6 protein-coding genes and 4 pseudogenes are annotated in these 12,079 nt (G+C 69.0%); 4 read left to right on the forward strand and 6 right to left on the reverse strand.

The window, feature by feature from the left end:
• Positions 1–117 precede the first annotated feature (117 nt).
• The 4 genes and pseudogenes from ACWEN3_RS29215 to ACWEN3_RS29230 all read right to left on the reverse strand — a co-directional run.
• Positions 118–687 (reverse strand): DUF4232 domain-containing protein, encoded by a 570-nt coding sequence (locus ACWEN3_RS29215; protein ID WP_452976688.1) that lies wholly within the window; start codon positions 685–687, stop codon positions 118–120.
• Between the two features lie 251 nt (positions 688–938).
• Positions 939–1,142, reverse strand: a pseudogene (locus tag ACWEN3_RS29220) (DUF2637 domain-containing protein); the annotation flags it as partial.
• Between the two features lie 34 nt (positions 1,143–1,176).
• Positions 1,177–1,629: pseudogene (locus ACWEN3_RS29225) on the reverse strand (FtsK/SpoIIIE domain-containing protein); the annotation flags it as partial.
• Positions 1,630–1,637: 8 nt separating this feature from the next.
• A pseudogene (locus tag ACWEN3_RS29230) lies at positions 1,638–2,231 on the reverse strand (leucine zipper domain-containing protein); the annotation flags it as partial.
• A 1,097-nt stretch (positions 2,232–3,328) separates the two neighbouring features.
• Between ACWEN3_RS29230 and ACWEN3_RS29235 the strand changes: the two are divergent.
• The 4 genes from ACWEN3_RS29235 to ACWEN3_RS29250 all read left to right on the forward strand — a co-directional run bounded on the left by ACWEN3_RS29235 (position 3,329) and on the right by ACWEN3_RS29250 (position 9,542).
• On the forward strand, positions 3,329–3,853 hold the full coding sequence (locus ACWEN3_RS29235; RefSeq protein WP_451557247.1) for a hypothetical protein: 525 nt from the start codon (positions 3,329–3,331) through the stop codon (positions 3,851–3,853).
• A 59-nt stretch (positions 3,854–3,912) separates the two neighbouring features.
• Positions 3,913–5,472 carry a S1 family peptidase gene (locus ACWEN3_RS29240; protein WP_452976690.1) on the forward strand — a complete coding sequence of 520 codons (1,560 nt, stop codon included), beginning with the start codon at positions 3,913–3,915 and terminating at the stop codon, positions 5,470–5,472.
• A 380-nt stretch (positions 5,473–5,852) separates the two neighbouring features.
• Positions 5,853–9,218 carry an ALF repeat-containing protein gene (locus ACWEN3_RS29245; RefSeq protein ID WP_452976692.1) on the forward strand — a complete coding sequence of 1,122 codons (3,366 nt, stop codon included), beginning with the start codon at positions 5,853–5,855 and terminating at the stop codon, positions 9,216–9,218.
• Between the two features lie 12 nt (positions 9,219–9,230).
• Entirely contained in the window at positions 9,231–9,542 is a 312-nt protein-coding gene (locus ACWEN3_RS29250; protein ID WP_451557703.1) for a hypothetical protein, read from the forward strand.
• 278 nt (positions 9,543–9,820) lie between these two features.
• Here ACWEN3_RS29250 and ACWEN3_RS29255 read toward each other — a convergent pair whose 3' ends face one another.
• The gene (locus ACWEN3_RS29255; RefSeq protein WP_452976694.1) at positions 9,821–11,449 is read right to left on the reverse strand and encodes a YfjI family protein; all 1,629 of its coding nucleotides are present in this window, start codon (positions 11,447–11,449) and stop codon (positions 9,821–9,823) included.
• Positions 11,450–11,645: 196 nt separating this feature from the next.
• Positions 11,646–11,957, reverse strand: a pseudogene (locus tag ACWEN3_RS29260) (hypothetical protein); the annotation flags it as partial.
• Positions 11,958–12,079 lie beyond the last annotated feature (122 nt).

The raw sequence follows: 12,079 nt of genomic DNA on the forward strand, positions 1-12,079 counted from the left end.
CAGCGCACCGAAGGTACGCTGAGTCGCTGACCTGCACTTATGTGCAGTTCCTCGTAAACGTGTAGGTCAGAGCCCTGCGATCGTTATGCAGGCCGCTCGTTTTGTGGGGACGGGGGGTCAGGAAGGCTTGACCGCCGAGACCGGGGTGACGGTCACCTTGTTGTCGCACTCGGCCCACACCCCGTCGTTCAGGGCGACCTGGTGCTTCCCGGAGTGCGGCAGCCCGATGACCATCGTCGGATACGTCACCGGGTCCTTGCCCGACACGCAGTAGCCGTCGGCTTCCCCCTGGACCTGGACGAAGGTCAGCTTCACCCACGCCTTGCCGTGCGGCCGGACCGTCACGGTGGCCGCCCTGCCGGTGGGGGTGACCTTGAGCGGGGTGTTGTGGGCGGGGGAGCCGTTGCCGGCGCCCGCGACCGTCGGATGGCCCTTCAGGGCGCACGTCCTCCGGGAGACGTTGGTGAACTGCACGACCGCTGCCCCGGTCCCGGTCCCGACGGGCCGGTGGACGGCCTGCCAGGCGCTGACCTGGAGGGCGGAGGCCGGGCAGGCGGGCGGCGGGGTGGAGTTGGTGGTGCTCGCCGCCATGGCGGTGCCGGGCAGGATGCCGGTCACCGCCGCCGCGACGGCCGTGACCGCCGTCGTCGCCAGAGCCGCCCTGCGAATGCCGTTGCTGTGACGCATGCTGTCGTCCCCCTGAGTCATCTCGTCCGCGGGTTTCGGTCGTCGGTTGTTGCCCCGCGGTACGCGTGGTCGTGGTACGTGAGTGCAGACAGGGCGGGAGAGCGGCAGGGTTCCGTGGGGCGACTACTTGTGACGGAACGGTGACGGCAGGCTGCACCCGTGCAGATGGCCGTCAGGGCAGACACAAGCACCTCCAGCGCGCCACGGTTCTACCACGCCGAACCTGCCAGCGACCGGACGGGAGCTGGGCGCCAGGCCGCGGCTTTGGTCGTACCGGAGCGCAGTCGGCGCCAGGCGGCGACAAGCAAGAGGTCGACGGAGACGGGATAGGCCCACGCCTTCCACCCGTCCTGTCCGGCTGCCATGGCTACGTCGTGAATGTGGGCGAAGGACAGCGCGGCGGCGATGAGCGCCTGGACGAGCACCGCGTCGACGCGGGCCAGGCGGGCACGCATGATGCGGCTCCTTTCGGAGTCGGGCAGGGGGAAGTCAGTCGGTTGCCGGGTGGGGCAGGACGACCGGAGGCGCACTCTCGACCGGACCCTCGGGCACGTCGGGGCGGAAGGGCTTCAGCGCGGGTAGGTCGGGCGCCAACTGGGCCGACTCGCGGCAGGTCTCTGCGGCGTCGGCGAGGGACAGGTAGGGCGTGCGGATGCGCGACCATCCGCCCGAGGTGTCGCCCGCTACGGCCAAGCCGGGCCTTTCGGCGGCGATGGAGCAGGCGGCATAGACCGCTTCGGGTGCGATGTCGCCGAGGGCCATCTTGGCGGAGGCTTCGTCGTTGACGCGGTGGCAGACGCGGCCGGTCAGCTGGGCGCGGAGCATGGTGGCGCCTTTGCCGAGTTCGGCGCCGAAGCGCTGTCCGCACACCTCCAGGTAGATGCCGGCGGCGCGGCCGAGCTGGGCGAGGCGGATGAGCTGGGTCCACATGCTCGGCTTCCGCGGCCACTTCTCCACCAAGTGGCCTTCTCGTCTGGGTGGATCTCGCTGTAGGCGAGGCGAGTGTGGTCGTCGACGGCGGAGTGGACGTAGTCGAAGCCCACGCTGCTTCGCCGGGCCCGGCCGGCCTGTCGGCCCAGGACTTTGTGGCCGCCGCCGTCGGGGATACGGCCGAGTTTCTTGACGTCCACGTGGATCAGTTCGCCGGGCCGGTCGCGTTCGTAGCGGCGGATGGGCTGGCCGGTGGGCCGGTCCAGGAAGGCCAGACGGTTCAGGCCGTGCCGGGTGAGGATGCGGTGCACGGTGGAGGCGGGCAGGCCCAGGATCGGTCCGATACGTGCCGGGCCCAGCTAGCGGTCCTGCCGCAGCCTGCAGACGTGTGCCTCGGTGGCAGCTGCGGTCCGGTGCGGTGTCCTGCGGGGACGGCTGGAACGATCGATGAGTCCGCTCTCGCCCTCGGACCGCCAGCGCCGGATCCACTTGTGGGCTGTGGGACGGGAGATGCCCATCTCTGCGGCGACGTGGGCGACGGGACGGCCGGAGCCGACACGTTCGACGAGCAGCCGCCTGCCGTGAACGGTCAGCCGGGCATTACGGTGGGACACGAAGGCCTCCGTGCGGTGAAGATTCGACACCTCCACCACACACGGGGGCCTTCGCCACGATCAAGACCGGCCCGCGTTAACAACGCTCGTGATCAATACAGCTAGTGCGTAGTGGCACGACTGTGGCACGGCCCCTGAAACGCCGAAGGGCCAGTCTGGGAGGAACTTCCTCCTGAGCTGGCCCTTCTCTCTGTGCCCCCGGCAGGATTCGAACCTGCGACACCCGCTTTAGGAGAGCAACAGAGCCTGTAGCCAGTGGCTCCTACCTGCATCGTTCGTCTTCATGATGACACCTGGAGTGTCTGTGAGTGCAGGATTCGCCTGTGGTTCACGGCTAGAAACACGGCTCCTCAGAAGCGGCCTGAGCGGGTGTCTCCTACGGCGTCGTCAGAACGTTGGAGCGCGATGGGCTCGTTGGTTGAGGAACCGGACGCGCGGGAGGTGACGGCCCGCGCCCGTATCGAGGAACTGCGGCAGCTGATCGCGGAGTTGACTGAGTTGCTGGAGCGCGAGGAGGTGGTGCTGCCGCGGCTGGAGATCACCGGGAGATGGTTACCGAGATCCTCGGTGAGGCCGGAATGCAGGCGCCGCCCAGAAGAGTCGAGGTCACGGCAGTCTCCGCATGGGGATGACGTCGGGACGGGGTGGCAGTGCCGGACGGGCGGCTTCAGGGGGGGCCAGCAGCGCGATGATGCTGATGGGCTGCCGGTAGTGAGGGCAGTCGCGGGGCGTGGCGGGTTCCAGCGGTTTTCGGGCAGGCGATAGTTGATGGGGCGGCGCGGTGGCACGGGCGATGGGTTTGGGCGGGAGCGGAAGTTCCGGCCTCGGGGGAGCCGGCAGTTCCGGCACAGAGGCGCGTTCGGTGGTTTGGGGGCAGTGGTGCCGTCGATGGCGGCCTGAATGCCGTATGCGCCCTCCTGACTGTGCACCCCATATGGAGGTTCCATGGATTTCCTGTGGTGATGGTCACGTTGTTTCGTATATGACTCCGCTTTAGGGTCGCACTCGACCACTTATTTTTGCTTTACGTCTGTGTGCACGGGGGGCTGCAGATGTTATTTCGTCATGCCGTCGCCCGGGCCTGGAAAGGAATTCGGGTGACTCCTCGTATGCGCAGGATGCTCCCCGTCGCGGGGCTTGCTGTCTTTCTGGCGCTCGCGGGCACGCCGATGCTCGCGTCCGCCGACCCGCAGCCGACAGGGGGAACTGCCGGGGCCACGCCGCCGTCCGCGGTGGAGGACTACGCCTACCCGAACGCGGATCAGATCCAGCGGGACCAGGGCATCAAGCTGATCAAGGGCGACGGGCACATCACCCTCGCCAAGTGCGACGACTCGGCTCAGCAGATCAAGGTCCTGACCGTGCAGGGGCAGAGCGGGGATTCTCAGGGCTCCTACTGCTTCAAGGCTTCCACGAAGTCGGGGTATCTCACGCTGGAACTGCCGCGGGTGTTCGCGCTGGAGACCGCCGACCATCCCATCAGCGCGGATCTACGGCCGCAGGCGGATCCCTCGGCGCCGGTGAAGACGGTGACCGTGGACAAGAACGGCTACCAGAGCGTGGGTGAGGGCGCGGCCGGTGGTGCGCCGTCCGTGCTGCTGGAACTGCGGGTCACCGGCTGACCGGCCCCGCCTTCCGCTGCCTCTCCCACCCCTTCTCGCACGACGCCAAGGAACTTCTCATGTCTGGTTTTCGTCCGCGCGCCGCGTGGACCGGCGGCCTGATCGCCGCCACCTCGCTGGCCGCCGCCGCTCTGACCGCCACGCCCGCCACTGCCGTGTCCGGCCCGACCGCTTCTGCCACGGTCTCGGCCGCCACCGCCCGCCTCGATGTCGGCGGCCAGCGCGGCTGTTCGGCCACCCTGGTCGCCCCGCAGTGGCTGCTGACCGCCGCGAGCTGCTTCACCGACACTCCGGGCGGCACGCTCGCGTCCGGCGCGCCGAAGCTGAAGACGACCGCCACCATCGGCGGTGGCGCCCAGCAGGTGGTGAACCTGGTGCCGCGCACGGATCGTGACGTGGTGATGGCCCAACTGGCCAAGCCCGTCGGCGGTATCACCCCGCTCCCGGTGGCCGGTGCCGCGCCTGGTGCCGGGGACGAAGTCCAGGTTGCCGGGTTCGGGCGCACCCACGACGAATGGGTGCCCGACCAGGTCCACGCGGCCGCGTTCACCGTCCAGAACACCGCCGCCACCACCCTCGACCTGACCGGCAAGTCCGACGGTGCAGCGATCTGTAAGGGAGACACCGGCGGTCCGGTGCTGAGCGCCACTGGAGCGGTCGTGGGTGTCAGCAGCCTGTCCTGGCAGGGCGGCTGCCTGGGCACCGACCCGGCCGAGACCCGCACCGGCGCGGTGGCCGCCCGGGTCGACGACCTCGCCTCCTGGATCCAGCAAGTCGCCTACGCCCCCGTCTTCGCGGCCGCCCCGTGGAAGCACGCCGTGCAGATCACGGCCGGCTACTACACCGGCGACTCCGCAGGCGGCACCCGCCACATGGACCTGATCGTCGTCTGGGACAGCGGCAAGGTCACCCTCTATCAGGGCGGCTACGGCAACGACCCCGCCCGCCCCTTCATCGCCGAACACCAGCTGCAGCCCGAGAAGAGCATTTGGACCCACGCCGTCAACGTGACAGGCACCAACACCGGCGGTAGCACCGACGCGGTCGTGGTGCGCTGGTCCGACGGCGAAATGACCCTCTACACCACGGTCGACGCCAAGGGCTTCCACGGCGAGAAGCAGCTCGCCCCGCCCCACACCGCCGAATGGCAGAACGACGCCCAGCAGCTGACCGCCGGCCGCTTCACCGCCAACGGTCTGCGCGACGACCTGCTGGTGGCCTGGAAGGACGGCCATGTCTCCGTCTTCAGCAACCTGGCGGCCAACGGGCTGAAGAAGCAGACCCAGACCGTCGCCAAGAACAACACCTGGCCCTACGCCGAGAAACTCGCCACCGGTTCCTTCACCGGCAAGGACACGGATGACCTGCTGGTGCGCTGGATCGACGGTGAGACCACGATCTACCCCGGGATGACGGGCAAGGCCCTGCCCGGTGAGATCAGGATCCGGCCCGAAAAGTCGTACTGGACCAACGCGGCCGCGATCACTGTCGGCGCCTTCAGCACCAACACCACCGCCAACGACATCCTTGTCCGCTGGAACGACGGCCACGTCAGCTACTTCACCGGCGTCGACGCCAAGGGCCTCCACGACGAGATCCAACTCGCACCCGCCAACTGACGCACCCAAACACGGCCTTGTGGGAGCGGCCCGCGAACAACCGCGTGAGCCGCCCCCTGGCACCGCGCTGCCCAGGGGACAGTGACCAATGGCCCCAGCGGCACAGACGAACGGTGCATCACCCCCAACCGAAAGAACGAATCGAGTCCGCAGTGACACATCCACGACGCCCACGGCGCGTGGCAGCAGGGGCTCAGCGCGCGATCCGCGTGCTGTGCCTGGGCCTGCTGCCCAGCGCGCTCGTCCTGGGCCTGCTGGGACCCGCACCCTCCTCGGCCAGAGCCGACGGCACCACCCCCACGGACACCGGTATCTCCGGTGCGCTTCCGGACACCGACCGCGCCAAGGTGGTACGGCTGTGGGAGACGGGCGGCCCCGGCGTGCGGGCCGCCGCCGAGGTCGCTCTCGTCGGCAGTGACGACGACGTCAAGAACTTCCTCTCCCAGGCCTCCGACATCGCTGTCCAGGACGAGCGGGTGGCCGCCGCCCAGTTCGCCAGCGTCGGCGGCCTGAGCCTCCAGGATGCCGCCCGCAAAGCGCTCGACGGGACGCCGGACGACCTGAAGGCGTTCCTGAAGGACGGCTGGAAGGCACCGCTGCAGCAGGACCAGCGGGTCCGCGTCGCCCAGATCATCGACGCGGGCGGCCCGGAAGTGCAGAAGGCGGGACGCGCCGCGCTCAACGGCACCCCCGAGGACATCAAGAAGTTCCTCGACAACGACCAGTACAACGACCGGGAGCAGGACGAGCGGGTCGAGGTTGCCCAGATCATCGCGGCCGGCGGGCCGAACGTCCAGGCAGCCGGCCGTATCGCGATCAACGGCACCGCCGACGACATTCACGAGTTCCTGCAGGTCGGGCAGTATGTGTCCCGTGCCCACGACCAGGAGCACGCCACGATCGCGCAGCTCGCCGATCAGGCGGCCAAGGCGGGCAAGCTGGCCGGGCAGCAGACCCAGGCCGCCAAGGACGCCTCGGCCCGAGCGGTGACCGCGGCGAAGCTGGCGAAGGCAGCGGCGCAGAAGGCCGAGGCCGAGACCGAGGCCGCGCACAAGGACACCCAGCACGCGGCCGCCGCGGCTGCCCGCGCGGCGAGCGCGGCGAAGCAGGCCGCCACCGCCGCGCAGACGGCGATCGACGCGGCCAACGCCGCCACCAATGCGGCGAGGGTCGCCGCCAATGCCGCCTCCGCTGCCGCTGCCGCCGACGGTGCCGCCCAGGCCGCCTCACAGGCCCGCGACGCCGCCGCGAACGCAGCCGTCGACGCCGGCCAGGCAGGCGCCGCCCGCAAGGCCGCCCAGCAGGCCCGCGACGCTGCGGCCGGTGCTCACGCCGCCGCCCAGGCCGCCGACTCGGCCCACACCGCCGCTGCTCAGGCCGCCGACGCGGCAAAGGCGGCCAGCGGCGCCGGCAGTGACGCCACCGATGCCGCGAACGCGGCCGACCAGGCCAACACGCTGGCCGACGAGGCTGGCGTCCACTCCGCCGAAGCACAGAACGCCGCGGCCAGCGCGCACCGGCACGCCCGGGAAGCGAGCCGTGCCGCCGCCGCCGCCGAATCCCTGGCGAACGAGGCCGCCTCCGATGCCGGTGAGGCGCGTGACGCGGCGAACGACGCGGCCACGCATGCGGAGAACGCGGCCAAGGCGGCAGACGACGCCGCCGCCCACGCCGGGCAGGCGGCAACCGCCGCCAAGCAGGCCGCCGCGCATGCCCAGGAGGCCAAGAAGGACGCCGACGCCGCCAGCGCCGCGGTCGCCAAGGCGAAGAAGGTCCACGACCTGGCAGTCCGTATCGACGCCGAGCAGTTGACCGCGCGTACCAACGAGGCCATCGACCGCGCCCAGGACCTCAAGGCCCAGGAGGACCAGCGCACCGCGGCACAGCAGGCGGCCACGCAGCAGGCCAAGGACCTCCAGGTCGAGGCGGCCAAGCTCGCCGACCAGGCGGCCCAGTCCGGCGCTGATCCTGCGCAGATCGCTCCCGAAGCCCGCAAGGTGGCCCTGGCGACCGCGAAGACCGGTCGCTCGTGGACCCAGTCGGCCGCCCTCGTGGCCCTGGCCGGCTCCGACCAGGACGTGACCGACTACATCCGCACCGGCCGCCAGGACGCGAGCGCTCAGGACGACCGCCAGGACGTCGAACACCTCGCGGAGGCAGCTGGCTCGGCCGACGTCCGCGCGGCTGCCGCCAAGGCCCTCGACGGCGACGCTGCCACGGTGAGCGCGTTCCTCGCCACCGGCCAGTACGAGGCCGTGAAGCAGGACATGCGCCTGTACATCGCCCGGACCATCGCCAACGCCGGGCCGAACGAACAGCAGGCCGGCCGCACCGCGCTGAACACCGACACCGCGGACGCCCTGCGCCAGTTCATCACCACCGACGACGCCCAGGAGCGCACCCAGGACGAACGCGTCCGCGCTGCCCAGCTCGCCGACCCCAAGAACAGTGGCACCGGCCCACAGGTCAAAGCCGCGGCGAGGATCGCCCTGGAAGGGCCCTCCGACCTCCTCCACCTCTTCATCACCGTCGGCCAGTACAAGGCGCAGCGCCAGGACCAGCTCGGCTCCACCCACGAATCCCAGATCCAGCAGCTCATCGCACAGGCCGCGGGCGTGGCCGCCACCGCGCAGAAGAACGCGGCCGAGGCGGGCAAGGCAGCAGCCGACGCCGCCAGGGCCAAAGATGAAGCCGCCGGCTACGCCAAGCAGGCCGACCAGGCGGCCAAGGACGCCAAGAAGTACGCCACACAGGCCGACGGTTACGCCACCCAGGCCGAACAGTCCGCCAAGGACGCAGCGGCCTCGGCCAACACCGCCCGCAAGGCCCAGCAGGACGCCGAGAACGCAGCCGCCGCGGCCGTCACCTCCGCCGCCCAGGCCCAGTACTCGGCCACCGCCGCACGTGGCTCCGCCGACTCGGCCCGGACGGCAGCCCAGCAAGCCCGTGCCTCAGCCCTCGCCGCAGGTAAGGATGCAAATGCCGCGGCCAACGCCGCGATGGAGGCATTCCGGACGGCTGTCCAAAAGCAGCAACAGGAAATTGCCAAGTGGCAGCAGCTCCGGGACAAGTGGCGTAAGGAGCAATCCGACCAGCAGGACGACGGCAGTTGGGTGCCCGACTGGTTGAAGGACACGGCCAACACCATCGGCGACTACGGACAGGCGATCCTCGGAAACCCCGACATCTGGAAGGGTTTGTTCGAGACGGGTGCCGGCGTCATTGGCGTCGGGGGAGGTGCCTCGATCGATGTCGGGGGCGGAGGCCTGTGCCTGACCATCATCGGCTGCCTTGAGGGAGCACCCGCGATCGTCGTCGGTACCGGGCTAGCGGGCGCGGGGATCTACGGCATCACGGACGGCATCAGCCGATTCAGCAACGGCCTCGGACAGGCCCTGCGTGAGGCCGAGTCGAATGGCGGCGGCGGTTCGCTCAGCTCCGAAAAGTACTGGCCCAACGGCAAGGCGTCCGACGTCTGCGGAATCGAGGGCAGTAACGGTTGCGAACAAGTGGCGGAATCCATTCAGCAGAACATCGGGGGTAGCCGCATGCGCGTTACGGACCGCTACGGAGCGCCAACTCTCGGCAAGTACCGTGAACAGGATTCCTTCTGGGGTCACCACGACGTCGTCGTCAAGGACGGCCGTGTATACGATGCCTGGACAGGGCCAGAAGGTGAGCCGCTGGACGAATACCGAGGGAAATTCGAATGGGGCGATGACCTGGTATTCACTCCACTCGACTAGAAAGGACAGGCGGTGGACTTTCCCACTCGTCTCAGAGACGTCCACAGAAGGCCCGGTGCTTACGGGCTCGACGGCTCATACATGAACTATGTGGCCTTCATCAATGGAGGCGACGCGGCAACAGATGGCGAACTACTTCGGGGTTTCCGCCCATGGCTCGCGGAGAGGCTCGGGCACGGCACGAACCTTGTCTGGTGGGCGCTGGTACAGAAGATATGCGCTGCCGAAGCCGGTGTCCTGAGCGATGCTCCGCTCGCCAACGAGGATCTGTGCAACCACTTGTTCAGCCTCCTGAGCGAGTACTTGGCCGACGACGCTACCTGAGGAAAGCGCTCCGACGGGCTGGCGTTTGGTCCGCATTGCCTGCGCGACGTCGAGGCGACGCACAGTCCTGTCTGCTCTGAGGGACGCCGCCCGAGGCGGCCGCCGCAGGGCACCCCTTGCTTTCCCGCCGTGGCTCCATACCGTAGGCCCGGACCATGCGTGGCCGGGCTTACGCCGTGCACGGAGTGGTCATGAGGGGTAGCTCCAAGATCTCCGACAGCGCCAAACTCAGGGGGTTCCGCGCGATGCTCAACGGCGAAAGCGGAGCGCCCTGATACTCACGCCTGGAGGCTGGAGGCATCGTCTACCGCCACAACCGAGGGATGCACTCGGTACACCGCAGCCGGTTGGCGTCCGCGCGTCCCGGCTCGTTCTTCGTGGAGTCGACGGACGTAGCCGTGCTCCTCGAGGAGCCCCAGTGCCGGAGCTGTCGAACTCACGGTGGGGAACACTCGGCGGCGGGCCGTGACGAGTTCGTGGGCCTTGAAGCTGGTCACCTTCGTCCGGCGGATCCAGTCGAGCACCTGCTGGGCCTTCTCGGTGTCTGCGTCCGTCTCCATGAGGCCGAAGGCCGCGAGCGCGTGGGCGGTGTAGTACTCGCCGATCGCGATGGCGCGCTCGATCGTGGTCGCCTCGATGGGCTCGCCCCACCGGCCTGTGGCGCGGTCGGCGAGGTGGAGGAGGCCGGCGATGCGGGCAACGGCGCCGACGTACTTGCCTGCCCAGTCGTCGATATGGGCCAGGGGGCCGTCCGGGCGCAGCTGGGGCTCGATGTCTTCCTGGAGCTTGATGACGGCTTGGTCGGCGGGCCCGGAGCACTTGATAGTGACCGGTTCGGGGAGGTCCGTGAGGGTGTGGACCAGAGTCGTGAGATGGGACTCGTACGCGCGGTATGTCTTCTCCGGGACCGGCGGGACGACGATTTTCCGGTAGCCGAGGGTTGATGCCGGGAGAGAGAAGAGGAAGCGGGCCAGCAGGCCGCGGCCGCGGGCGCCTGGGGTCTGGGCAAGGTCCATGAGGACCGGAGGCTGCAGGGTGATACCGATGGTGAGCGCTGGCTTCTCGCCCAAGTCGGCTTCGCGCGTGATGCGTTCAGCCTGTAGGCGCTCGCCCTTGTGGCCCTGCAGGAAGACGCCAAGGTTGGGGCGAGAGCTGTAACGGCCCGCGATGATGTCGAACAGGTCGCCTTCCGGGGAGAGGACACCGAGGCGGCCGTGCGTGCTCAGCAGCTTGGTCAGGGTCTCAGGGGTGACGTCGCCTGAGGCGGTCAGTCGGGGCTTGGGCGGGACTGCGATTGACTCGGCCTCCATGCGCAGGCCCGCGGCCTCGGCCACCAGGGATGTGGCCGCAGTGGAGTCGTCCGCCTTGCGGGCCTTGGCCAGGATGGCCTCGGCGCGGGCTTCTGCGGCTTCCTTGGCTACCTCGGCCTCGATCATGGAGGGGCGAGCGTCCTCCTGCATGGCTGCTTCGATGTCGTAGATAGGGCGGGTCATCGCGGCGAAGACGTCGGACTTGCGGGAGGCCGGGGGCATTGCGACGACCAGGTAGAGGTTCGTCTGCTCGACCCAGCCGTCTCGGATCTGGACGTGGACGCGCCCGCCGGCGGCCGTGGAAAGCGCGGCCAGGGCCATGGTCGCAGCCATGTCGGCGGGGGTCGGCGTGAACTCGTCTACGGCGGCGACCTGTTCGGCTACCCACGCGGGAAGGGCGTCGACAGGGAATGTGGGTAGCGGGCCTTGCTGGCCGAGCGGGGTCGGGGCAGGCCAGCGTGCCTCGACTGTCGTGCGGGCGAGCGCCTGGCGTGCCGTGGCGAGCAGTTCGTCGTGGTCTTCGCCGGGATCGCGCGCCGCTTGGATCAGTCGGGTGCCGAGTGCGGCGATCTGTCGCCGATCGGCGTGTTCGCGCACGATCCTCGCGTGGTACTGCCCGGCGCCGGCCGTTGGAGCGGCCCCGTAGAGGGTGTGCAGATACGTGCTTCTGCTTCGTCTTGGGGTCGGTCTTGCCGTTGCGCCGGCCTTCGCACTGTTCCTGGCAGAGGCGGAGGCGGGCGTAGAAGAGCTCCAGCATCTCGGCGGTCAGCTTGCTCGCCTTGAGGTCGCCGAATATGGGTTTGAGGTAGTTGCGGATGATTCCCTCGGCCCGTTCGTACGACGTCTCGTCGAGTTCGGCGACGCCCAACCACCGGTCGAGCAGAAACGACATGGTCACCTGTGTCTTGGGGTGGCGTTTCTCGTCGACCTGGTGCAGGAGCCTGGTGCGGACCTTTTCCGCCTGGGACTCCGTCTCGGCCTGCTCGTGGAGGTAGAGGTCCTTCTTCGTGAGCGGGTCACGCCCGGCGTAGACCCGGACCTGGAAGCCGGCCCCGTTGGGGCGGATGCTGCCGCGCTGACGTCGCTTGCTCTTGGGGTTCGCCATGGTTCTGGAACCTATTCATGGTTAATGCCATGGCTACGACGAACAGCGCGCCTAACACATATAGGTTTGGGCGCGGGTCAGACACATTTTCCCCCCCACGATTAGAAACAGCGACACCCCCA

It is taken from the genome of Streptomyces sp. NPDC004561, assembly GCF_053602155.1.